Origin of the sequence: Martelella lutilitoris, assembly GCF_005924265.1 — a bacterium.
Lineage (GTDB): Bacteria > Pseudomonadota > Alphaproteobacteria > Rhizobiales > Rhizobiaceae > Martelella > Martelella lutilitoris.
The window spans coordinates 30,693-53,072 of record NZ_VCLB01000008.1; the positions used below are offsets into that span (position 1 = coordinate 30,693).

Consider the following 22,380-nt stretch of genomic DNA (forward strand, 5'->3'; position numbering starts at 1 on the left):
CATGAATGCCGGTGGCCGGCCAGAGGAAAGGCAAAGAAACTGCTCATCGCGCAGCATCTCCCTGCGGCTTTTCAGGCCTTGCTGTCCCGTTCGGCCACTCTGCACGGTCAGGCCAATGCTCCGAGAGCCAAGCGACGGCGCGCGCGAGGCGCAAAACGCCGATGTCTCTGCCGCTTCTGAGTGCAGCAATTCGCTTCCCGTCATTGAAGAGTCTTGACGAAAGCGTCGCCTCTGCGATCCGCTCCGCTTCACAAAACCGCTCTACCAAAGAAAAGAAGCTCGCCATCGTATCCATGGCGCGAAATATGCGGGGCATGTACCTCATTGTCAAGTTACATGTCCCGCTATGACATTCCTCAAGTGTGTGGGATATTTACCGCATGCCAGATTTGACAGATCAGATTTTGAAACGCATCAGACAGATCGCCGAAAAGCGCGGGACATCGATGCGCGCCATCTCCCTGGAAAGCGGCAACGGCCCTGATCTGATCAGACAGTGGGGAGGCAAGAAAGCCGCCCTACCCAGACTGGATTCCCTTCAGGCTGTAGCCAACGCACTAGGCGTCAGCCCCGGCTGGCTCGCTTACGGAAACGGCGAGCCCGAGCAGAATATAACGATGGTGCCGCTATTATCATTTGTCAGCGCCGGGCAATTGGCCGAACCAAACGGAAACACAAGCTACGACGAATGTGAGCATATTCCCGCCCAGGGACTGCAGGGCGGGGACTGGATTGCCCTTCGTGTAGAAGGCGACTCCATGGACGACTACTCCCCACCCGGCTCGATCATCTTCGTCAACCGCTCAGACAAGAACATTATAGACGGTGGCTTTTATGTTGTTTGCACAGAGGATGGCGAAGCAACGTACAAGCGGTACCGGAAGGATCCAGACCGACTGGAACCGCAGTCAAGCAACAAGTCTCACGAGATCATCTTCCCGCGCGGACCACTGAATGTCATCGGGCGCGTGAAGCGCACGGTATTTGATTTTCCTGCGTAGAGCAGAATGATGACATCCCAGCGTTAGAAGCCCCGCGCCCTTCAAATCACAACACACAACGCCCCGCCCAGAGCGGGTTTTATTTTGCCTACCCGCCCGACGAACGGCCGGCCATGTCCCGCACGGCAAAACATAATGCGGTACATTCCCCGCCCTTTTTATTGACAGCGGTACATTCCCCGCACTATTCTTCCGACCAAAGGGGGCGCTCTCGAACCATGAGCACTGCAACACCGCTCATCATTTCCGGGAGCAGCGCTCAGACGGCGGAAGGAGAGTAGCGTGGAAAACGGCAGAGTGATCGAGCACCGGCTCATCGTTCAGAAAGGGCACCCAATGACCAGCACGGATTGTGCGTACTTGCGGCGTTCAGGAATCATCGCCGTTGCGGTGTTGAGCATACTCCTACTCGCATTCGCCGCTAGGCAGCTTTCTGCTTATGAAGCTGCGCTGGCCGCAACCGCCGGCATCTAGGCAATAGAGATGAACCGACCACCAGCTCAACTACGCCTCGCTCGCATCCGAGAGCTTGTCACTAGCGCCACGCCGATACGGCAGATCGCCACTGACAGAGAAGGTCTTCACATCGAAATTGACGGCATGGATGCCTCTGACGCGGAGAGTATCAGCACCGTTTTCCAGGCCTGCCCAGCGTCCAACCGTGAATTGCTGCTCAAGCATGTCGAGATACCGGCCGACCTGATCCGCATGATTGACGCAGCGGCCAAGCTCGATCGAAGGCGTCGGACTGAAATCGAACGCTTGCAGATGGAGCTGGAGGCACGAGGAGGCAGGCCGGCAAAGAACTATGCCGCCGAATGCGCCATGAAATGCAGCGAACCGGCCTTCAAGGCGTTCATGGAAGCCCGACACGCCCTCGCCCGCCCGCTGACAGATGATCGCGTCGCCGCGCGCGTGCGCTCGGTCCTCGCCATTTCAAGCCGAACCGAGCTGAACACAAGCAACGAAGCCGCCGCGCGCTGGCGCGAGATGGTCAAAGACTTTGACGCATGGAGGAAAAGATAGCCATGGGACGCCGAACCATTCCATTCACACTGGACGCCGTTAAGCGCGCCATCATGGCCGTCAAAGCCGCCGGCATTGATGTCCGCACCGTCAGCGTTCGCCCCGATGGCACGGTTGTCATCAACGGAGATAACGGGAATAATTCGGAAGACGATCTGGTCGACCGGTCTCAGCCGGAAAATCTGAATAGTCTGGATGACTATTTCGCGTGGAGGGAGAAGGATGCACGTCGTGACAGAGCTTAAAGGCGTGCACAAGGTCAGGAAGAAACTGGCCAGAGGAAAGATCGTTTATTATTACTACGCATGGCGCGGCGGCCCGCGCATCCACGCGGATCCAAAAACAGAAAAGGACGCCTTCATCGCCGAATATCGGCAGCACATGCTGACCGCATCGACCGATGGCGTCCTGACACTCGAAGGCCTGATCGACCTGTTCACCGGCTCGGAGAAGAAGCCGAATCCCGACTTTCTTGCGCTGTCCGCGTCAACCCAGCGCGATTACCTGTATGCGTTCCGACTCATTCGGCAGCGCTGGCCCCGCCTGCCCGCGCGCCTCACCCAGCAGCGCGGCATGAAACGCGATATCAGGGACTGGCACCGATCATTTGCGAAAAACCCTCGGAAGGCGGACAAGCTCCTGTTCGCGCTCTCCAAGGTTTTTTCCTATGCGATCAAGCACGAGTACATCGAAAAGAACCCCTGCACCGGCATAGACCGGCTCTATCGCGGCTCAAGACGGGAATTCATCTGGACCGACGCCATGATCGACAAGGTTCGCAAAGAGGGAAAGCCGCACATCGTCGCGGCCATGGAGGTAGCCGTCTACACCGGCCAGCGCCAGGGCGATATCCTCGCGCTGAAATGGCCGCAATACGACGGCACCCACCTGTCGCTGAGACAGGGCAAAACCGGCAAACGCGTCAAGGTCAGACTGCACAGGGACCTGAAAGCCCTGATCGACCAGCTCAAACAAGCCGCTGAAGATCGCAAGGTCCGCTCAGCCAGCATCCTGACAAACAGTCGCGGCCGTCCCTGGACGCAAGACGGCTTCCAAACCTCATGGCGAAAGGAAATGGCCCGCCTCGGCATCGAGGGCGTCACCTTCCACGACCTGCGCGGCACCTTCATCACCGCCCGCCGCCGGGAAGGCTCCACCGTCGAACAAATCGCCAGCATTTCCGGCCACACAATCTCGGAGGTCCGGTCGGTGCTCGAGAAGCACTATCTTGCCGATGACCAACAGGCGAGCGATGCGGTAATACTAAGGATGGAGAAAAATAGCACGGCTCTCATCAAGTAGAACTTGTTAACACCTCGTGACCTACACTTTCAGGCAATGGCCAGTTCGGCAGCAAAGGCGGGCTGCGTGCGATAGTGTTTTTGGGAAGAGCGCACCCGCCGGCTGCGCCGCTTCAAGGGCGAACTGAGATTTAGAGAAGACGCGCAGAAAACACATTCGCGAAAGCCAAACAGCGCCTGTGAGGGTTGTAAAATGTGGGCAACCCTTCGATAACAGGCTAAAATTGACCTCGACCATTTCGAACGAGGCGTGAAGGGCCGCCCGAAAAATGACTCTGTTGCCAAGAAGCTACCGTCTACATGAACTGTCGTATTCAGAGTTTGAAGAGCTCTGTGGCCGTATATGCATTTCCTGGCTTGGTGAAGGTTTCACAACGTTCGCGCCTGGCAGGGACGGCGGGAGAGACGGAAAATTCTTCGGAACAGCGAATACCTTTCCAAGCGAATCCGAACCACTTGTAGGGCATGTTGTCGCGCAGGCGAAACATACTTCAGTCGACGGTCGGTCTTGCTCAGACAAAGAGTTCGAACGGTTACTGAAGGATGAACACTCTAAAATATCCAAGCTGATCGAAGAAGGCCTTTGCGATCATTATGTCGTTTTCACAAACCGGCGTCTAACTGGAGGGACCGAGAAAAAGTTCATCGCCGAACTCGAGAGGCTTGGACTGACCTCAGCCCACATCGTCGGGACCGAGCGGCTAAAGATGGCGTTGGACACCATGCGTGACCTTCGCGAAAGCCTGCCAAACAGATCAGACACGCTGCCCTTTCATTTTGATGATGGCGAGATGGCAGCGGTGGTCAAAGCCTTTAACAACTACGTCTCGGACGACCCACAGTCTGCATTCGACAGCGCAACTGATTTTGAAAAAATCCCTATCAAGAAAAAAAACACGCTGAATGGCCTAAGCGAAGACTACTACACTCAAGTGATCCGCGTAGATTCGATGCCTCACTTTGAGAGACTCGAGGCATTCTTAAGAAATCCAAGGAACCAATCTTTTGCCGAGCGATACTACGATTCCGCCGATGAGCTTAAACAAAAGATAATAGTAGAACGCGCCAGATTCGATACTTTTGATCATGTTTTACTCTTCATCATAGAACGTGTTCAAAAATCGAATCCTGCCCTCCGTGGTCGTCGTAAGCTCGTTTCGATCCTTACTCACTACATGTACGTAAACTGTGACATTGGAAAAAAGTCGGAGGCTGAAGTCGATGCTGCGGGCAAAAAAGCATATTGATCCTAACACGTGCACATTGCGGGTTATCACGCTCGTGCTCGGTGAGTTGCTCCGCCGGCGCACAGTGACCTTCGATGAACTACGCAACTTCGTAGTCCGACGTGCCGGCCCCGACGCCGAACTCGCGTTCCTTCCAGCTATGGAGGTGATTTTCTTGCTAGGACGCGTTGAATACCGTGAGAAAACCGATAGCTTTGAGTATGTAGTTGTTTAGCCATGCAAATTGAGCGCATTACCTCCAATCAACCCGACGTCTTTCGGCCCATTGATTTCAATGCAGGCGAACAATCTGATATATTAAATGTTATATTCGGTGATGTTCGACGCCCAAAGGACAACAGCCGCGACTCGCACAATCTCGGGAAGACTAAGCTAATCGAAGTAATAGATTTCCTCTTCCTATCTAACCCTGGAAAAGGAAGCCTATTTACAAAACATGTCGATCGCTTCCAGGAATTGGTTTTCCTCATGGAGCTGCGTTTAGCGTCCAATGATTTCGTCGGCATCAGGCGCTCAGTAGCTGAACCAACTATTATTGATCTGATTCGGTCAGAAGAGCGGCTCGGGCACGACGTGGATGATCCTCAGCGCTCTTGGTCACATGTCGGGGTTACTCTGGAGCGCGCCCGACAAATTCTCGATGGATGGTTCGCCATGACTATTCTCGGCGAGTATTCATATAGGAAAGCAATCACTTATTTTCTTCGTTCTCAGAACGACTGGCAGGACGAGCTGCAGCTCCAAAAATTCTCCGTAGGCAAGGATCGCGATTGGAAGCCGTTCGTGGGGCAGCTTTTTGGATACGATCACGGCTTGTTGGTCTCAAAGTACAATCTCGATACGGAAGTGCAAGAACTCGAAAAGGAACATTCTCGTCTTGAGGTTCGCGTTGACCTCCGCGATGCAGATCTACCGAAAGTGCGCGCGGAGCTGGCCGCACTGGAAGGTTCGATCACGGAAACCGAAGATCAGCTTGACAGGTTCCAGTTCGACGAGACGGAACAACGATTGATAAAGGAGCTGGTAGAAGGCATCGAAGCCCGCATCTCTGAACTCAACCAGATCGCCTACAATGCCCGTTATGACGCCGAGCAGATCAGTAGGGCGTTGGAGCATAGCGACAGGCTCGACCTTGATCGTATAGACGACGTTTTTGGAGAGGCCGAACTCGTATTCCCGGGGCAACTTAGGCAGAGTTACGAGGCTCTTTTGTCATTCCGGGCTAGAATCACTAGGGAACGGAAGGCCGCCCTGAAAAAGCGCCTGGAAGAAATCAACACTCAGCTAGAGGAAATTCGTGCGGAGCGTTCCAAACTTGACGAAGAACGCAGAAACCGGCTCGTGATTATCGATAGCGATGACACTATAGAGAAGTTTAAGGCTCTGCAGAACAGCCTCGCAAAATTGCGCCGACGCCGTGATCGCCACCAATCCGACGTCGATATGCTCGAGGAACTCGGCCGTGCTGCACGGAAGCTGCGTGAAAAGAAACGCGAGCGCGATGCAATGGTGGATAAAATCAATGACATGGTTTCCGCCTCTTCTAGTCGCTTGATGCGTTTCCAGGCGCTGTTCGATAAGTACTGTCGAGCTGTTCTCTCTTTGGAGGGCATATTTTCATTTCGGGTCAATACATCTGGAAATCTAGAGTACGAGATTGGCCTTGGCCTAGATGGACGACGCGGGGAGACCTCTGCTCAGGGAGACGGCACCAGCTACAGAAAGCTCCTTTGTGCGCTCTTCGACCTCGCACTGCTTCGAACAAACAGAGGCGAGCGGTTCTTCCAGTTCACATATCATGATGGCGTTCTTGAAGGTCTGGATACTCGAAAGAAACGCGCATTCCTTGACCTAGTTCGCCGGGAAATTAGCGAAGGTGGACTTCAGTACATTTTGACGGCTATCTCATCTGACCTACCTACAGATGAGCTGGGACGGCCAATACCGTTTGACGATGCAGAAATAGTGCTTCGACTTGACGACACAGGAAATGACGGACGACTTTTCCGTGGCCCTGCATTCTAGTTAGGGCCTTAGCAAGTTAGCTCTATACATCGCAGGCGCTGTCATGTGCACGATCGAGGTTCGAGTAAGGTTGATCAGCTAAGGCAATCCTACCTTGAAAGCAGGCAACCTCATCGTGCCTGACACCGAACACATCCGCATAGTCGGCCATGATTTTGATTGTTGCTGCGATGAAAACAGCATCATTTATGGTATCGATGACATCGGATTTCTCTGAAACGAGCAAACCGTGTGGCCTTGACACCCAGGAAACTCCAGCGGAGATATCCTGCCGCCAATGCGATTTTTCCAAATTCGGCTCAGCACCCATTTCAAGGCAAAGCGGCTCTTGGCCCTCGGGTACAATGTTGAGCTTTGCTTGAAACAGCCAACGGACACCTCGTGCGGGAGAAAGCCCAGAATTATGAAATCCTACTCGGGTAACCAGATGCCCCTGCTGGTTGAGCTGACATTCAACTGACTGTATCACAACATAGGCACGGGCCTGTGCTTGGCCATTTTCTAAAGTGATGCGATTCGCTTCAGCTGCCAGCTCGATAGCTCCCCGCCCTTGCAGCCAAACAAAGAGTAGGCCGAATATACTGGCTACACCGACCAACATCGAACCGAAGGACACCCATAGCGCCCGTTCGGCAGAAACAGCGGCCCTTTCGGTGGCGATCGTCGATCGCAAAGCTATACAATCGGCCGCCAGGCTGCCCTCAGGCAACTGCCCGCAAACCTGATGAAAATCACTGCCAGTTAATGGTGTTTGAAGCCAGTTGAGAAACCAAACGCAAATAGCAATCGCAAATCCCAACACGACTATCAGCACCACTGGTGCGACCCACGTCGACCTTTTCGAGGCAACCGATTTAGGCATTATCAAATCCCGCAGCATGCCCACCGTTTGCCCTTGCGGGTCTGGTCATATCGACCCCGATCAAAATGGAAAGGGCTAAACTCAATAAATAGCATATCCTACAAAGTTTCGCCATCTCGCGTCATTTTCGTTTAGCATCATCGGCTAACTGCACTGTCACGAGAGGCCCCACGTGATCGCGGCTACACCAACAAAAAGAACACAAGCGAAACGAAATCTGTAAACCAGCTTGTAAACCGACTATATATCGCGCTTAAGTTATGCCCTAAACCCTTGAAAAGATTGGCGACCCCTGCAGGATTCGAACCTGCGACCGTCGGCTTAGAAGGCCGGTGCTCTATCCAGCTGAGCTAAGGGGCCGTTTGCGGGTCGGCGCGCGGCATGAATGCCTGATCCTGGCGCAAATGACAAGCTGCGGCAGAGCATTCGGCGGGAAGCAGGCCTTGGCGCGGCTCAGTTCTTCGCGATCAGCATCGCTGACGCAAGAGACGGCGGCGGGCCAGAGGTCCGGCGACGCATGCAGCCTGCCGGGCAGCCGCGTCAATGCGTCCAGGGCTGAACGCGGTCCGGCTTGAAATTGTCGGAATAGGAAACGACCTTCTCCTTGGATTCCTTCGGCTGGATCACGCGATAGGCAATCCCGTGGCGGCGCGCATAGTCTTCGGCTTCCTGCTGGCTGTCGAAACGCAGCTTGACCTGCTGCAGCATATCGGAGGAGGACGTGTAGCCGAACAGGGGATCGATCGTGCGCGGCGCCTGCTGGTCGAACTCCAGCACCCACTGGTGGGTCTTGGCCTGGCCCTGCTGCATTGCCGTTCTGGCGGGACGATAGATCTTCGCCGACATCGTAAACTGCTCCGATTGTTCTTGCGCCGCCCGGCGCATCGAATTTGAAAAACCTTCTGACGTAATTTTCGACGCCAGGCAATAAAAATCAAGTCTTGCCGATCCTGCGTCTTCAGAATTCGGCGTTCCAGATGATTATTTCAAGAGGCCATCGGGCGAGCTTGGCAGCGTCCGGCAACGTGCCGTCCGGCCCGTCCCACGATCCGCCGAAGACCAAGGCGATCTGCGCGCTGCCCGGCGCAAGGCAGACCGCCTTGCCGGAAAACACCTCCATTCCCGGTTCGCAATAGCGCTCGTCATCGCCGGAAAAAACGTCGGAGAAAAGGTCGCCGATGCGCGCGCCGGCCTCGGTCACCGCATCCGGCGCGGCAATATCCGCCCGCACCACCGTCTCCCCGCCGTAAAGCGTGATGGTATCGACGCCTGCACTGGCGGCAATGAAGACGGAATAGAAACCGCCCTCGCCTTCGTGCTTCTCGGCCCGCACGTCAAAGCCCGGCAAGGCCAGGCCCACGGCGTCTGCGGCAAAGGGCGTGCGACCATCAATACCGCCAACCCCCGATTCGGTCACGATGATCGGCGCATCGCCCGCATCCGCCAAGGCTGCGGTCAAGACAAAGACCGCGACCAAAGCCGTCCGGAGGTTTGCTCTGCTCTTCAAATATGAATTCCCTCTATTGAAACCGATCATACGCTTCTGTAATCAATACGGGAATTGTTTTTGCGATGCCTGCATCAAAACGGCGGATGCCGCGCAAGGCCGGCATCACCAGGGGGCGCGCGCCCCTCCCGCTTTGCAGATCGGGGAAATCGCTATAGGATCGACGCCTTGACAATTTGACGCGGAAAGCGCCTTGCCTGCGCAGAAGATTGTCTGGTCGCCTGAGAAAGGCCCGATTGAAAAAGAATGAGCGGAACCTTGGACAATAGTTGTCTCGAAAATGAGATGTTCGAGCTCGCCCCGATTGCCATGTGGGTCGAGGATTTCAGCGCGGTCAAGGCCCTGTTCGACGCATGGCGCGCCGAGGGCGTTACAGATATCGTCTCGTTTCTGCGCGCCGACATGTCCCGCGTCGCCGAATGCGCCAGTGCGATCCGCGTGCTGAAGGTGAACCGCAAGACGCTCGAACTTTTCGAAGCGCGCGACACAAGCCACCTTGTCGAGAATATCACCTCGGTCTTTCGCGATGACATGCTGGAAACCCATATCGATGAACTTGCCCAGCTCTTCGAGGGCAAGAAGACTTTCACCAGCTACACGGTCAACTACACGCTGTCCGGCAAGAGGCTCGACGTCCAGCTGCGCGGTCAGGTCATGCCCGGCCACGAGGAAACACTCGACTACGTTCTCCTGGCGACCGAGGATGTGACCGAACGCGAGGACGCGCATCGGCGCGAGCGCCACCAGTCGCTTTACGCCAAGGGCCTGTTCGAGCATTCGCCGGTGTCGCTGTGGGTCGAAGATTTCTCCCGCATCCGGGTCATGCTTGACGATCTGCGCGCCCGCCATATCGTCGATCTCAGGGTGTTCATGGATGTGCACCCGGAATTCGTGCGCCAGTGCCTGAGCGAAATCCGGGTCATCGACGTCAACCAGGCAACGCTCGACATGTTCCGCGCACCGAACCGGCAGGTGCTGCTGCAGAACCAGCACGCAGTGTTCCGCGATGACGTTCAGGACCATTTCCGCGAACAGCTGATCGACCTGTGGGAGGGCCGGCTGCTGCACACCCACGAGGTGATGAATTACGCGCTGGACGGTTCCGAACGCTATGTCCTTCTGCAGTTTTCCGTCTTTCCCGGTCACGAGGAGGACTGGTCGCTGGTCCTCGTCTCGCTGACCGACATCACCGCGCGCAAGAAGGCGGAAGCCTATCTCGAATATCTCGGCCGTCACGATGTTCTGACCAAGCTCTACAACCGCTCCTTCTACACCGAGGAGATCAACCGGCTTGAGCGCAAGAACTTCCGTCCCATCGGCGTGCTGATCATCGATCTCAACGGGTTGAAGGACGCCAATGACGCGCTGGGCCATGACGCCGGCGACAGCCTGCTGCGCAGGCTTGGCGAGGTGCTCAACGAATCGGTCTGCCAGCCCAACTGCGCCGCCCGCATCGGCGGCGACGAATTCGCCGTGCTGATGCCTGGTTCGGATTTCGATGCGGCCGAGGTGGCGCTCGAGGAAATCCACAAGGTGCTGAAGGTCAACAACCAGTTCTACGCCGATGCGCCGATCAGCATTTCCGCCGGGATTGCGATCTGCGAGACGGGCGAGACGATCGAATCCGCCGTTCGGCGCGCGGATGCCGAAATGTATCGTCAGAAACGCGAATACTACGCCCTCCAGCGCAAGACCGGCTCCGACGGATAAACCGGCCGGTCTCCGACGGCGGCCGGAGCGGGTGTCGCATATGCCGGCGCCCGCCTGATCCAATTTTTCCGGATATATCTATTAATCCACTGATATCTATCGTTTTTCGCGATGGAGAACCGTGTCGTCGCTGCAGGTCGGGCCAGGCCTGAAACAGATGCCGGGCCGGTCATGTTTTCTGGCCGCTTCTCCTCCATTCACACAGTGCTCGTCCGGCAAAACGGTGTCATCGAGGCTGCTCCCACCTAGCGACATTCAAAATTAATAGCGATATCGATACCTATAAAACGATATAAAAAAATAATAACGATATTTTTGTTGACTGATCGGGCGCGATGCGCTCTTATTTTCCTGCGATGCGGGCTTTCGCTTGAGAAGCACAGCCAGCTGTTGAGGACGGCGTCATCGCATGGGAGGAAACATGACAGACACGGATCTTTCATTCGCGGTCGCCGGCGGCGGTTGCACGGGATGCGGCGCCTGCGCGAAAGGGGGCTGCGGCTCGCTTACAGCGCTCGATACCTTCGTCGTCGCAGAGGGCGAGCGAAGCCTTATCAGCGGATCGGGCCCGCGCCTCGGCAAGGCTTTCGTCCGCGTGCTCGGCCGGCAGCTCGACCGCTTCGTCGAGTTCGAATTCATCCTGAACGACGAGACGCTGAGCGTGGAACTGGTGATGCCCGACGCGGCCTTTGCCGAGTTCTGCGAGCGTTGCGAGGCGGAAATCCTGCCGGACGAAAACGGCGAGATCGTTTCGCTCGAAGCCATAAAGGCCCGCACTGCAGGGCTCTACCGAGCCGCGCCCGCTGGCCGCGGCTGAGCGCAAACGCATTCGAAAAATCAGGCAAACGGGGAGGAGAACCCTTGTCCATCGATCTGAAGACATTGAAGCTGACGCCGCGCCGCCAGACCTTCAGCCATATTGCCCGCCGCTTCGGCGAGGACCGTCCGGCAAGCCGCTACGAAGAAGGCATGCTCGATGTCCAGGCTACGGCGCATTTCCACTACCGGCCCTTCTGGGAGCCGGACATGGAGCTCTACGATCCGCGTCGCACGGCCATCGTCATGGCCGACTGGTACGCGCTGCGCGATCCGCGCCAGTTCTACTACGCCACCTACAACATCTCCCGCTCCGGCATGCGCGAGGCGGCCCAGCACAATATCGACTTCGTCGAAAAGCGCCGCCTGCTCGACAGGATCGAGCCGGAATGGCGGCAGAAGGTGGAGGATTATCTCCTGCCGCTCAGGCATGTCGCCTGGGGCGCCAATATGAATGCCACGCAAATTTGCGATCGCGGTTACGGCACGGCGGTGACGGCGCCGTCGATGTTTGCGGCCGGCGACCAGCTCGGCATCGCCCAGCTGATCGGACAGATCGGCATGGACATGGCCGGCGGCACGGGCGAGGCGCTCGACGCGGCCAAGGAGAAATGGCTAAGCGCCCCCTACTGGCAGGGCACGCGCCGCCTGGTCGAGGACACGCTGGTGGCCAAGGACTGGTTCGAGCTGTTCGTGGCGCAATATCTCGCCATCGACGGCCTCGTCTATCCGCTGGTCTATACTGTGTTCGACGAGGAAGGCCAGAAGCACGGCGGTACCGCCGTCTCGATGGTCACCGAGTTCATGGTCGAGTGGTTTGCCGATCAAAGCCGCTGGGCCGACGCGGTGATCCGACGGGCCGCCGAGGAGAGCGATGCCAACACGCACCTTCTCGGGGAGTGGTATCGCTTCTGGCGCGACCGCACCGCCGAGGCGCTGGCACCGCTCGCCGCGCATGTTCTGGGCGACGCCGGAAAGCCGGCGCTTGCCGATCTCGTTTCCGAGCTCGACGGCCGCGCTGGTCGCCTCGGCCTTGCCGCCTGAAGGAGACCCCACATGGCACAGCTCGTATCGATCACGCTTCAGGATACCAATGACGGCCGGATGATCGCGGACGCAATCCGGCAGGACAATCCGGGCGTGGAAACGCTCTCCATGCCCGGCGCGCTGAAGCTCGACCGCGCCGGCGACCTCATCATCCGCGCCTCCACCGTTTCTGAAAAGATCGGGCGCGAATGGGATCCGCAGGAAATTCACCTGACCATGATTTCCATGGCCGGCAATCTGGACGAGGACGACGATTATTTCGCCCTCTCCTGGAACCGTTGAGAAGGGGAACACCACAATGGCAAAGAAACTCGGCCTCAAGCAGCGCTATGCGCTTCTCACCCGCGGCCTCGACTGGCAGACCACCTATCAGCCGATGGACAAGGTCTTCCCCGAAGCGACCTTCGAGGGAATCAAGATCCGCGACTGGGACAAGTGGCAGGATCCCTTCCGCCTCACCATGGACGCCTACTGGAAATTCCAGTCGGAAAAAGAGCGCAAGCTCTACGCCGTTCTCGACAGCTTCGCTCAGAACAACGGCCAGCTCGGCCTTTCTGAGGCGCGCTATCTGAATGCCGTGAAGCTGTTCCTGACCGGCGTCTCGCCGCTCGAATACCAGGCTCATCGCGGCTTCGCCCATGCCGGCCGGCAGCTGCCGGGCGTCGGCCCGCGCATCGCCGCGCAGATGCAGTCGCTCGACGAGCTGCGCCACGCCCAGACGCAGATCCACACGATCTCGCACTACAACAAGTTCTTCGACGGCCTGCACGAATTCCCGCACATGCATGACCGGGTCTGGTACCTGTCCGTGCCGAAGTCCTTCTTCGACGATGCCCGCACCGCCGGACCGTTCGAATTCATGATCGCGATCGGCTTCGCCTTTGAATATGTGCTGACCAATCTTCTCTTCGTCCCCTTCATGTCCGGCGCGGCCTATAATGGCGACATGGCGACGGTGACCTTCGGCTTTTCCGCCCAGTCGGACGAAAGCCGGCACATGACGCTCGGCATCGAGGTGATCAAGTTCCTGCTGGAACAGCACCCCGACAACCTGCCGATCGTCCAGCGCTGGGTCGATAAGTGGTTCTGGCGCGGCTACAAGGTGCTGAGCCTCGTCGCCATGATGATGGACTACATGCTGCCCAAGCGCATCATGTCGTGGAAGGAGGCCTGGGAAATCTATTTCGTCCAGGCAGGCGGCGCGCTGTTCGAGGATCTCGCCCGCTACGGCCTGCGTCCGCCCAAATATCACGAGCAGGCGACCGCGGAAGCCGATCACCTCTCGCACCAGAACTGGTCGATCTTCTACAACTACACCCAGGCCGCAGCCTTTCACACCTGGCTGCCGGACGCGGAGGAGATGGGCTGGCTTTCGGAGAAATATCCGGACAGCTTCGACAAGTATTATCGCCCGCGTTACGAGCAGTGGCGGAAGATGGAGGCGGACGGCAAGCGCTTCTACAACAATGCCCTGCCGCAGCTCTGCAACTGCTGCCAGATCCCCATGGGCTATACAGAACCAGGCGACCCGAACACGATCTCGTTCCGCGAGAGCACCTACAAGGGCGAGCGCTACCACTTCTGCTCGGACGGCTGCAAGGACATCTTTGACCATGAGCCGGAGAAATACGCCCAGGCCTGGCTGCCCGTGCACCAGATCTTCCAGGGCCATTGCGGCGGAGCCGATCTCGGCGATGTGCTGAAGTGGTACAACATCAATGTCGGCGCCGACAACATGGACCAGTCTGTCTCCCCCGACCAGAAGCTCTGGGAGGAGTGGCAGAACGAACGTGCCAGGGTGGCGGCCGAATAGGCCGGCACGCCGCAACCGCCCGGCACGCCGCACGCGCCGGGCCCGGCTTCATTTCTTTTTCGATGGAGGAAACCATGGGCGTTGTCGCTCTTGATCCCGATTATGCCGAGAAGGTCGAAATTCGCGACCGGCTGGAGAATTTCCACGGCAACCAGCTTGTCTATATCCACTGGGAAGAACACCTGATGTTCTGCGCGGCAATCGCCTTCCCGCTGCCGCCTGCCATGCCTTTCGGCGCGATCCTCAGCCAGATCCTGCCGACCTATTACGGCATGCATCCCGATTTCGAGAAGATCGACTGGAGCGCGGTGCGCTGGACGATCGACGGCAAGGAGGCCCATCCCGACCCGGAAAAATCGCTCGCAGACAACGGGATCGGCCACAAGTCGCTGATCCGTTTCTGGACGCCGGGCCTTTCCGGCGTCGGCGGCGTTGCGACCGTCTAGGACGGTCGTTCAAAGGCAATCGCGCATGGAGAGCACTTCCGGCGAAACCGGGGTGTTCTCCCGAAGAATTTGAGGGAGGCGCCCCATGGCCTTCAGACTGACCGTCGAGCCGATCGGCGAAACCATCGAGGTCCGCGAGGACCAGACCATTCTCGATGCCTGTCTCAGGCAGGGCATCTGGTTGCCGCATGCCTGTGGCCACGGGCTTTGCGGAACCTGCAAGGTCGACGTGCTGGAGGGTGAGGTCGACCATGCCGACGCCTCCTCCTTCGCGCTCATGGATTTCGAGCGCGAGGACGGCAAGACGCTTGCCTGCTGCGCGCGGCTGACGGAAGACGTGGTGATCGAGGCGGAGATCGACGAGGACGAGGACGCCGAACACATTCCGATCCGCGATTTCAGCGCGACGGTGACCAAGATTGCCGATCTCACCCCCGACATCAAGGGCATCTGGCTCACGATCGACGGCGACCCGATCCGCTTCCAGCCTGGCCAGTATATCAATCTGACCGTGCCGGGGGTGGAAGGACCGCGCGCCTTCTCGATCGCCTCAAGCCCGAAGGACGGCGCGATGATCGAGCTCAACGTGCGCAAGGTGCCGGGCGGAAAGGCGACGCCGCTTCTGCACGAGTCCCTGAAAGAGGGCGATCACCTTTCCTTTACAGGTCCTTACGGCCAGTTCTTCACGCGTCGATCACGGGGCGGGACGCAGATCTTCGTCGGCGGCGGCAGCGGGCTTTCGAGCCCGAAATCCATGGTGCTCGATCTTCTCGAAAATGGGTGGGACGAGCCTGTCTACCTGTTTCAGGGCGCGCGCGGACTGAAGGATCTTTACTACCGCGACCTGTTCGAACGGCTCGCCGCCGAACACGCCAATTTCCATTACATTCCGGCACTGTCCGAACCCGACCCCAACGACGGCTGGGCCGGGGAAACCGGCTTTATCCACGAGGCGCTGCAGCGCGCCTTTCCCGACGGTTTTGCCGACATGACCGCATATCTCTGCGGTCCGCCGCCGATGATCGAGGCGACAATCCGCACGCTCATGCGCGGCTTCCTTTTCGAGGAAGGCATTTTCACCGAGAAGTTCCTGACGGCGGCCGACGAGGACAAGATCAAAAGCCCGGTCTTCCGCCGCATCTGAGAGCGCGAAACGAGAGGCGGAAATCAGAGCGTTGCGGCGATCCAGCTGACCATTTCAGCCTGGACATCGGCAAATGCCTTGTCGAGGGCGGCGACGAGAACGCCGCTCGACGCAGACGAGTTGACGCCGACGCTGCTTTCAAACAGGCGCTGCGCCCTGACGACGCCGGTGCGGTCATCGAGCAGCTTGACCGAGAGTTCGACATCCGCCGTACCCGGCCCCGCCGCGTCGATCGCGAATTCGCGGATTTCCACGACCACCTGATAGTCGATCGCAAGCCCCTGCCCCGGCATGCCAACGCCGCCGAAGAGGCCGGTGTTCTCCAGCCCCGCAACGAGCCGCGCCTGAACCACGGCCGGCAGAAGATCGCTCCACTGGGCATTTGCCAGATAACGAAGCTCGGAACCGGAAAGCCTGACCACGATGCCGCGATTGTCGAGCACCTGGATGGCCGAGGGCGTTGGTACCAGAAGCTGGAGCCGGGCCGTGCGCGCACGGTTGCTCGTCACCTCGGTCGCGGCTTTTGCCGTCAGGTCGAAGGTGTCGCTTGGCGGACGAAGCGCGCAGCCGCTGAGGCCGGCCGCTAGGAGACCAAGCGCGACAAGCGGTCGTATCAGCGCTCCGGCTTTCTCTCTCGCGGCAAAAAACATGCTTGCGTCCTTCCTGGGACTACTAATCCATTCAATTCAATGAAGTAAGGCATCAGGGCCGGATTGCAAAGGTCCTGCAAGCGACTTTCTCGCGCCTCGCTGCGCTTTCCGCGCACGTCCTTCAGGTCGCTGCAACCAGGCTTTGAACCTCAGTAGCGGTTGCGACCGTCATAGGTCTTCATATTGTCCGAACCAAAGATGAATTGCTGCGGATCGTTGCTGATGGAATTGATCGTGCGGTTGAGACTGTCGACCGTCCGGCGGGTATCGGAAACCAACGCGCGGACATCGCGCAGCCCGGAGCCCGAGAAGTTCTCGAGGTTGGCCGTGATCGGACCGATGCGGGCATTCAGCGTTTCGGCTGCCTCCTGCACTGCTGTCAGGGTCTGGCGGGCCTGATCGGACAGCGATTCGACATTGTCGGACCCCAGAAGATTATCGACCTTCACCAGCACGTCATTGACGCGCGAAGACGCTTCATTGAGCTTGACGGAAAGCTCGCTGATATTGTCGATCGCCGTGTCGATGTTCTGCGTCTTGGAATTGACGCTGTCGGCGACATCGCGGATCGATGCGACCGCCTCCTTGGCGTCGGCCATGACCACGGAAAGGTCGTCAACCGAAGTTCCGACCTTCTCGGCATCGATCGCCGAAACGATCGTGTCGACCTTCTTGAACACATCAAAGGCCTGATCGCCAAAGGTGCTGTAGCTTTCCACCGCCTCGGCGAACTTGGCGATCACGTTGTCGAGGTCTTTCGAGGCGACGGCGACATTTGCGGTGATCGTGTTGGCATTGTTGATGATGCTCGCAACCTCGTCGGGATTGACAGCCTTGATCACCTTGTCGAGCGAATCGACCGTGGTCTCAAGCCTGCCGGAGAGGCTGTCGACGGTGCGCGACAATTTGCCGACGGTCTCGAGGAAATCGCCGATTTCGTCGGAATTGTCGGCAAGCGCGCCGGTGAACGTCTCGACATTGCTCACCGTCTTGGTCAGCGTCGGGGATATGTCCTCGACCAGGGTCTGAACATCGCTCGCCGTCGAATCGATCCGTTTCATGATCCTGTCGGCGGTCGTCAGCAGGTTGGAAAGGCTCGACTTGTCCGCCGTCAGTTCGGCAGGCTTGTCGTTCTTCAGCGCCTCCTGAAGGATGTTCGGGCCATCCTGGCCGTTGGCGGCCAGTTCGATATAGCCGGTCCCCGTCAGGCCCTGCAGTTCGAGCTTGGCCGTGGTGCTGTCGTGAACCGGAGTGTCTGCCTTCACCGTGGTGCGGGCAATGGTGAAGCGCGGGTCCTCCGGGTCAATTTCCAGGGCCTTGATCGAGCCGACCTGGATACCGTTGAAGCGGACGGCGGAACCGACGGACAGCCCGTTGGCCGAGCCTGGAATGCGCACGATCAGCTCCGCGATCGGTCCCTGCCGGCCATATTCCTGCAGCCAGAAGACGAAGCCGGCGGCCGAGGCCAGCACCAGCAGTACGAAAAAACCGACAATGGTATAGTTTGCTTTGGTTTCCATGCCTGCCCGTCAACGCTGTTGTTGGCCATCTGCGGCGTTTTCGAAAATAGCGCGGGACCTCTTGCCCCTGAAATAACTCTGGACCCAAGGGTCATCGAAGGCGAGCATCTTATCGAGCGTTCCCTCGACCAGCACCTTCTTCTTTCCGAGCACCGCAATCCTGTCACATACGGCGTGCAGGCTGTCGAGGTCGTGAGTCACCATATAGACCGTAAGACCGAGCGTGTCACGCAGCCGGCCGATCAGTTCGTCGAACTCGGCCGCGCCGATCGGGTCGAGACCCGAGGTCGGCTCGTCCAGAAACACCAGGTCCGGGTCGAGCGCCAGCGCCCGGGCAAGCGCCGCGCGCTTGATCATGCCGCCGGAAAGCTCCGCCGGATAACGCTCCGCCGCCTCGGGCCTTAAGCCCACCAGCTCGATCTTCAGCCGGGCGAGATCGTCCATCATAGCCTTGGGCAGATCGAGATACTCGCGCATCGGTACCTGCACGTTTTCAAGAACGGTGAGGCCGGAAAACAGAGCGCCCTGCTGGAACAGGACGCCGACGCGCATATCGACGGCCAGCCTGTCCTCATAACTCAGATTGTCGAAATCCCTGCCGAAGATCGAGATTGTCCCGGCCTGACGCGCGTTCAGTCGCAGCACGGTGCGCATCAGCACCGACTTGCCGGTGCCCGAGCCGCCGACAAAGCCGAGGATCTCGCCGCGATAGACATCAAGATCCAGGTTTTCGAGCACGGTCGGCCCACCGAAACCCACGGTCAGACCGCGCACGCTCAAAATGGTTTCGCGGTCTTCCTCGGTTCTGTTATCGATCTCGCCGCTCACCGCCCGCTCCTCAATAATCGATCGCTGCGTAGAAAATGGCGAAGATGCCATCGGCGAGAATCACCACGAAGATCGACTTCACCACCGAGGCCGTGACCTTCTGGCCGAGCGATTCAGCGCTGCCGCCGACCTTCATGCCTTCAAGGGCCGCGATGATGGCGATGATCAGTGCCATGACCGGGGCCTTCAGCATGCCCGAGATCACATCCGCCATGTCGACGGCCTCGTGAAAACGCTGCATGAAGGTCTCAAGCGTGATGCCGGAATAGAGATCGAGCACCACGACAGCCCCCGAAAGAGCCGCGAAATTGGCGAGAATGGTCAGAAGCGGCAGCGCGATCAGCAGCGCCACCATGCGCGGGAACACCAGCACCGATACCGGATCGAAGCCCATCACCCTCAGCGCGTCGATCTCCTCGCGCATGCGCATGGCCCCGATCTCGGCCGTGATCGCGCTGCCGGAACGTCCGGCAATCATGATCGCGGTCAAAAGCACGCCGATTTCGCGCAGCTGCAGGATGCCGACAAGGTCGACGACGAAGAGTTCAGCGCCGAAATAGCTGAGCTGGAACGCGCCCTGCTGGGCAATGATGGCGCCGACGAGGAACGACATCAACGCGATGATCGGCACGGCCCGCACGCCCATATGGTCGAGCTGCGCCGTGATGGCCGCCATGTTGACGCCGCCGCCCTTCGAAAGCAGCGCCTTCAGGCCGAGAAACAGCGCGCCGAAATAGCCCACACCGCGGTAGACGTCACGCGCCCCCATGGCGGCCGACTTGCCGAGCGGATCGAGAATGATCTCCGGCAGGCTCTGGCGCGGCGTTTCCGTTTTTTCCGGCTCCGGCAAGGTTTCCGGGATCGCCTCCATAAGGTCGGAAACACGCGCGTCCATTCCGGTGACTTCGGTCTCAAACCCGGCATTGCGGCATTCGGCCTGTACCTCGCGCACCAACCAGGCGCCGGCAGTGTCAAGCCGCTCCAGCCCCGAGAGGTTGACGACAGCCTTGCCGCCCTGCCCCTTCAGCCGTCCGCGAAGCTGGTCGATCTCGCCGCTCAGCGGGCGCGCATTGCGAACCGTCCAGAACCCTTCAAGTCGAAGGGTCGTGTCCGCTCCGCCGTCGCCGGGCGTAACCGTCAGGGAGGCTTTCGTTTCGTCCGCGTTCTGCAAATGCAATTATCCAGTGTTCTGCGCCGGTTCGACGCCGCATCGGTCCGGGCGCAAAATGCCTCGTTCGCCATGATGCCGGGAGATCGGGTCAAACCACCACAAACAGGATCACCCGAGATCGTGACGATCGGCCGCGATCATGACCTTTGTTAGGCTTTTCATGACGGGAAAGAGATTGCAAGTCTTTTGAAGGACCTAGCGCATCGGCCCGAAAATCGGAATCGATGTTCAGAAAGCACGGTGCGTAGATTTAATAGGTTAGAAGCGCGAACATGCAAAGCCTGCGGATCAAGGACACCGGTTGCCCGACACTCCGATTATTCGCCCGCCGCATGCGTTGCGGACCCGGCGAAAACGAGGCGGAGCCCGGTCTGTCAGGCCGCGCGACCCTTGGTTTTGGCGGCCATGATCAGCGGCGCGATGTCCTCGGCATCCGTCTCCTGCGGATCGTCCTCGACCACGCCCTCGATCTTCTGCCAGTTGATCAGCTCGAACGTGCCGTCGAAATGCTCGGCAACGGCCGTGCAGCTTTCCACCCAGTCGCCGGTGTTGATGTAGCGGATGCCGTCCATGTCCTCCATCACCGCGTGGTGGATATGGCCGCAGATAACCCCGTCGACCTCGTTCCTGCGCGCCTCGTCCACGACCACGCGCTGGAATTCGCCGATGAAGTTGACCGCATGCTTGACCTGCAGCTTGGCCCAGGCTGAGAACGACCAGTAGGGCATGCCGAGCTTGCGGCGCACGGCCGCCAGTACCTGATTGATGGCGATCGCCGCGTCATAGGCCCAATCGCCGAGATAGGCGACGATGCGCGCATGGCGAACGACGACATCGAATTCGTCACCGTGGATGACGAGGTATTTCTTGCCGTCGGCGGCCTCGAAAATCATCCGCTCGGCAACTTCGACGCCGCCGAAATGGGTGCCGGGAAAATCCCGCAGGAACTCGTCGTGATTGCCCGGAATATAGACGATGCGCGTGCCCTTGCGGGCCTTGCGCAGCATTTTCTGGATCACGTCGTTGAAGGGTTGCGGCCAGTACCAGCTGCGCTTCAGCCGCCAGCCGTCAATGATGTCGCCAACGAGCACGATCGTCTCGGCCTCGTGGTGGCGCATGAAATCAAGCAGGAAATCCGCCTTGGCGGCCTTCGACCCCAAATGAAGGTCGGAAATGAAAAGCGTTCTGAACTGTCTGGGTTCCATCGCCTCAACCCGCCATAGCCCCCGGCGGCCTCTGTGCATCCATGGATGGCACCCTTAAAACACGAGTCGTATTTCAGCTTGATGACAGGCCGGCGCGACGCGGCGGTTCAGACCGGAAAATAGCGAACATAGGCGAAGGCCTCGCCGTCAGGCGCCCAGTTGGGCGAGTTCATCGTGCCCTGGCCGCCGAAGAGCGCGAAAAGCGTCGTCAAATTACCGCCATCGGGATCCATCACGCGCACCCGGACATCCTTGTCGCGCGGATGGTCGAAAACATCCGGCTCATAGGAGATCAGGATCACCCGATCATTCTTCGGCGAGGGATGGGCAAACCAGTTGCCGGCATTGTCCGACGTGACCTGCTGAAGCCCGGTGCCATCGGGATGGATGCGCCAGATCTGCATCAACCCGGTGCGCGACGAGTTGAAATAGATCCATTCGCCGTCGAAACTGTAGTCCGGCCCGTCATTGCGGCCTTCACCGTGGGTCAGGCGCGTCTCCTCGCCGCCATCGGCTGCGATCGTATAGATATCGAAGACGTCATCGCGGATCCCGCAATAGGCAAAGCGCGCGCCGTCGGGCGACCAGCCGTGCCAGTAGGACGGCAGTTTGGGCGTCACCAGCTTCGGCCTGCCGCCTTCCGCCGGCAGCGTATAGATCGCCGATTTGCCGAATTCGCACTTGTCGGAGATCGCGATCGTCTTGCCGTCCGGCGAAATGCCGTGGTCATTGTTGCACTGTTCGGCAAAGCCGGTGTCGATTGTCTCGAGGCGCGGCGCGCCTTCCAGAGGCAGGCGGTACATCAGCCCGTCGCTGTTGACCATCAGAAAGCGCCCGTCCGGCGACCAGTTGGGTGCTTCGATCAGGTCGTCCGACTGGAACACGACGCGCTGTTCGCCCGTGGCAAAATCATAAATCTCGACTGAGCTTCGCATATGCCCCTCCCCGGCCTGGCGCTTCAAGCGCATCGACCCGAAAACCGGAAGCGATTTTCGGAAGGCACGATGCGCAGATTCGATAGGCTAGCGCGTCCTTTATGCGTCCGAATGGACGCACGGCGC

Annotated in this window: 23 protein-coding genes and 1 tRNA gene; 14 read left to right on the forward strand and 10 right to left on the reverse strand. The window is 58.7% G+C overall.

Annotated elements, in window-relative coordinates:
- The first annotated feature begins 380 nt into the window (after positions 1–380).
- The 7 genes from FF124_RS14820 (at position 381) to FF124_RS14845 (ending at position 6,600) form a co-directional block, all read left to right on the forward strand.
- Positions 381–1,001, forward strand: a complete 621-nt coding sequence (locus FF124_RS14820; RefSeq protein ID WP_138749268.1) for an XRE family transcriptional regulator — start codon at positions 381–383, stop codon at positions 999–1,001.
- A 483-nt stretch (positions 1,002–1,484) separates the two neighbouring features.
- Positions 1,485–2,027, forward strand: a complete 543-nt coding sequence (locus FF124_RS14825; protein WP_138749269.1) for a hypothetical protein — start codon at positions 1,485–1,487, stop codon at positions 2,025–2,027.
- A 2-nt stretch (positions 2,028–2,029) separates the two neighbouring features.
- Entirely contained in the window at positions 2,030–2,272 is a 243-nt protein-coding gene (locus FF124_RS14830; protein WP_052699918.1) for a hypothetical protein, read from the forward strand.
- Positions 2,250–3,329: a tyrosine-type recombinase/integrase gene (locus FF124_RS14835; RefSeq protein ID WP_138749270.1), complete on the forward strand. Its 1,080-nt coding sequence runs from the start codon at positions 2,250–2,252 to the stop codon at positions 3,327–3,329. Before FF124_RS14830 ends, FF124_RS14835 begins: the two co-directional genes overlap by 23 nt.
- 277 nt (positions 3,330–3,606) lie before the next feature.
- Positions 3,607–4,575, forward strand: a complete 969-nt coding sequence (locus FF124_RS14840) for an ABC-three component system protein (protein WP_187326958.1) — start codon at positions 3,607–3,609, stop codon at positions 4,573–4,575.
- Positions 4,550–4,789 (forward strand): ABC-three component system middle component 8, encoded by a 240-nt coding sequence (locus FF124_RS21060; RefSeq protein WP_425462540.1) that lies wholly within the window; start codon positions 4,550–4,552, stop codon positions 4,787–4,789. Before FF124_RS14840 ends, FF124_RS21060 begins: the two co-directional genes overlap by 26 nt.
- Before the next feature lie 2 nt (positions 4,790–4,791).
- A complete protein-coding gene (locus tag FF124_RS14845) occupies positions 4,792–6,600 on the forward strand; it encodes a DUF2326 domain-containing protein (RefSeq protein WP_138749272.1) in 1,809 nt (602 codons plus the stop codon).
- Between the two features lie 22 nt (positions 6,601–6,622).
- On the opposite strand, the gene FF124_RS14850 is transcribed toward FF124_RS14845, so the two are convergent.
- From FF124_RS14850 to FF124_RS14865, 4 genes are all read right to left on the reverse strand, one after another.
- Positions 6,623–7,462 (reverse strand): hypothetical protein, encoded by an 840-nt coding sequence (locus FF124_RS14850; RefSeq protein ID WP_138749273.1) that lies wholly within the window; start codon positions 7,460–7,462, stop codon positions 6,623–6,625.
- A 283-nt stretch (positions 7,463–7,745) separates the two neighbouring features.
- Positions 7,746–7,822: transfer RNA gene (locus FF124_RS14855), tRNA-Arg, on the reverse strand.
- Between the two features lie 180 nt (positions 7,823–8,002).
- A complete protein-coding gene (locus tag FF124_RS14860) occupies positions 8,003–8,308 on the reverse strand; it encodes an ETC complex I subunit (protein WP_138749274.1) in 306 nt (101 codons plus the stop codon).
- Between the two features lie 112 nt (positions 8,309–8,420).
- Positions 8,421–8,921 (reverse strand): DUF1131 family protein, encoded by a 501-nt coding sequence (locus FF124_RS14865; RefSeq protein WP_187326959.1) that lies wholly within the window; start codon positions 8,919–8,921, stop codon positions 8,421–8,423.
- A gap of 333 nt (positions 8,922–9,254) precedes the next feature.
- Here FF124_RS14865 and FF124_RS14870 point away from each other — a divergent pair, with 333 nt between their 5' ends.
- The 7 genes from FF124_RS14870 to FF124_RS14900 all read left to right on the forward strand — a co-directional run bounded on the left by FF124_RS14870 (position 9,255) and on the right by FF124_RS14900 (position 15,945).
- On the forward strand, positions 9,255–10,679 hold the full coding sequence (locus FF124_RS14870) for a sensor domain-containing diguanylate cyclase (protein WP_138749276.1): 1,425 nt from the start codon (positions 9,255–9,257) through the stop codon (positions 10,677–10,679).
- A gap of 421 nt (positions 10,680–11,100) precedes the next feature.
- Positions 11,101–11,496 (forward strand): phenol hydroxylase subunit, encoded by a 396-nt coding sequence (locus FF124_RS14875; protein WP_187326960.1) that lies wholly within the window; start codon positions 11,101–11,103, stop codon positions 11,494–11,496.
- Between the two features lie 44 nt (positions 11,497–11,540).
- On the forward strand, positions 11,541–12,539 hold the full coding sequence (locus FF124_RS14880) for an aromatic/alkene monooxygenase hydroxylase subunit beta (protein WP_138749278.1): 999 nt from the start codon (positions 11,541–11,543) through the stop codon (positions 12,537–12,539).
- A 12-nt stretch (positions 12,540–12,551) separates the two neighbouring features.
- Positions 12,552–12,824, forward strand: a complete 273-nt coding sequence (locus tag FF124_RS14885; protein ID WP_138749279.1) for an MmoB/DmpM family protein — start codon at positions 12,552–12,554, stop codon at positions 12,822–12,824.
- A gap of 16 nt (positions 12,825–12,840) precedes the next feature.
- Positions 12,841–14,355 (forward strand): aromatic/alkene/methane monooxygenase hydroxylase/oxygenase subunit alpha, encoded by a 1,515-nt coding sequence (locus tag FF124_RS14890; protein WP_138749280.1) that lies wholly within the window; start codon positions 12,841–12,843, stop codon positions 14,353–14,355.
- A 74-nt stretch (positions 14,356–14,429) separates the two neighbouring features.
- The gene (locus FF124_RS14895) at positions 14,430–14,801 is read left to right on the forward strand and encodes a phenol hydroxylase subunit P4 (protein WP_138749281.1); all 372 of its coding nucleotides are present in this window, start codon (positions 14,430–14,432) and stop codon (positions 14,799–14,801) included.
- Positions 14,802–14,886: 85 nt separating this feature from the next.
- Positions 14,887–15,945: an NADH:ubiquinone reductase (Na(+)-transporting) subunit F gene (locus FF124_RS14900; protein ID WP_138749282.1), complete on the forward strand. Its 1,059-nt coding sequence runs from the start codon at positions 14,887–14,889 to the stop codon at positions 15,943–15,945.
- Positions 15,946–15,968: 23 nt separating this feature from the next.
- Here FF124_RS14900 and FF124_RS14905 read toward each other — a convergent pair whose 3' ends face one another.
- The 6 genes from FF124_RS14905 to FF124_RS14930 all read right to left on the reverse strand — a co-directional run bounded on the left by FF124_RS14905 (position 15,969) and on the right by FF124_RS14930 (position 22,254).
- Positions 15,969–16,595, reverse strand: a complete 627-nt coding sequence (locus FF124_RS14905; RefSeq protein WP_138749283.1) for an ABC-type transport auxiliary lipoprotein family protein — start codon at positions 16,593–16,595, stop codon at positions 15,969–15,971.
- A 149-nt stretch (positions 16,596–16,744) separates the two neighbouring features.
- Positions 16,745–18,115 carry an MlaD family protein gene (locus FF124_RS14910; protein WP_138749284.1) on the reverse strand — a complete coding sequence of 457 codons (1,371 nt, stop codon included), beginning with the start codon at positions 18,113–18,115 and terminating at the stop codon, positions 16,745–16,747.
- A gap of 9 nt (positions 18,116–18,124) precedes the next feature.
- Positions 18,125–18,943 (reverse strand): ABC transporter ATP-binding protein, encoded by an 819-nt coding sequence (locus FF124_RS14915; protein WP_425462541.1) that lies wholly within the window; start codon positions 18,941–18,943, stop codon positions 18,125–18,127.
- A 10-nt stretch (positions 18,944–18,953) separates the two neighbouring features.
- Positions 18,954–20,114: an ABC transporter permease gene (locus FF124_RS14920; protein WP_138749286.1), complete on the reverse strand. Its 1,161-nt coding sequence runs from the start codon at positions 20,112–20,114 to the stop codon at positions 18,954–18,956.
- Between the two features lie 374 nt (positions 20,115–20,488).
- A complete protein-coding gene (locus FF124_RS14925) occupies positions 20,489–21,319 on the reverse strand; it encodes a UDP-2,3-diacylglucosamine diphosphatase (protein WP_138749287.1) in 831 nt (276 codons plus the stop codon).
- Positions 21,320–21,426: 107 nt separating this feature from the next.
- Entirely contained in the window at positions 21,427–22,254 is an 828-nt protein-coding gene (locus tag FF124_RS14930; protein WP_138749288.1) for a TolB family protein, read from the reverse strand.
- Between the last annotated feature and the right edge of the window lie 126 nt (positions 22,255–22,380).

Bases quoted from the DNA above. Each gene is read 5' to 3' on its own strand.
- FF124_RS14850 (WP_138749273.1), bottom strand. From the start codon at position 7,462: ATGCCTAAATCGGTTGCCTCGAAAAGGTCGACGTGGGTCGCACCAGTG.
- FF124_RS14835 (WP_138749270.1), top strand. From the start codon at position 2,250: ATGCACGTCGTGACAGAGCTTAAAGGCGTGCACAAGGTCAGGAAGAAA.
- FF124_RS14860 (WP_138749274.1), bottom strand. From the start codon at position 8,308: ATGTCGGCGAAGATCTATCGTCCCGCCAGAACGGCAATGCAGCAGGGC.
- FF124_RS21060 (WP_425462540.1), top strand. From the start codon at position 4,550: ATGCTGCGGGCAAAAAAGCATATTGATCCTAACACGTGCACATTGCGG.
- FF124_RS14875 (WP_187326960.1), top strand. From the start codon at position 11,101: ATGACAGACACGGATCTTTCATTCGCGGTCGCCGGCGGCGGTTGCACG.
- FF124_RS14930 (WP_138749288.1), bottom strand. From the start codon at position 22,254: ATGCGAAGCTCAGTCGAGATTTATGATTTTGCCACGGGCGAACAGCGC.
- FF124_RS14905 (WP_138749283.1), bottom strand. From the start codon at position 16,595: ATGTTTTTTGCCGCGAGAGAGAAAGCCGGAGCGCTGATACGACCGCTT.
- FF124_RS14830 (WP_052699918.1), top strand. From the start codon at position 2,030: ATGGGACGCCGAACCATTCCATTCACACTGGACGCCGTTAAGCGCGCC.
- FF124_RS14890 (WP_138749280.1), top strand. From the start codon at position 12,841: ATGGCAAAGAAACTCGGCCTCAAGCAGCGCTATGCGCTTCTCACCCGC.
- FF124_RS14925 (WP_138749287.1), bottom strand. From the start codon at position 21,319: ATGGAACCCAGACAGTTCAGAACGCTTTTCATTTCCGACCTTCATTTG.
- FF124_RS14845 (WP_138749272.1), top strand. From the start codon at position 4,792: ATGCAAATTGAGCGCATTACCTCCAATCAACCCGACGTCTTTCGGCCC.
- FF124_RS14885 (WP_138749279.1), top strand. From the start codon at position 12,552: ATGGCACAGCTCGTATCGATCACGCTTCAGGATACCAATGACGGCCGG.
- FF124_RS14825 (WP_138749269.1), top strand. From the start codon at position 1,485: ATGAACCGACCACCAGCTCAACTACGCCTCGCTCGCATCCGAGAGCTT.
- FF124_RS14895 (WP_138749281.1), top strand. From the start codon at position 14,430: ATGGGCGTTGTCGCTCTTGATCCCGATTATGCCGAGAAGGTCGAAATT.
- FF124_RS14910 (WP_138749284.1), bottom strand. From the start codon at position 18,115: ATGGAAACCAAAGCAAACTATACCATTGTCGGTTTTTTCGTACTGCTG.
- FF124_RS14870 (WP_138749276.1), top strand. From the start codon at position 9,255: ATGTTCGAGCTCGCCCCGATTGCCATGTGGGTCGAGGATTTCAGCGCG.
- FF124_RS14900 (WP_138749282.1), top strand. From the start codon at position 14,887: ATGGCCTTCAGACTGACCGTCGAGCCGATCGGCGAAACCATCGAGGTC.
- FF124_RS14820 (WP_138749268.1), top strand. From the start codon at position 381: ATGCCAGATTTGACAGATCAGATTTTGAAACGCATCAGACAGATCGCC.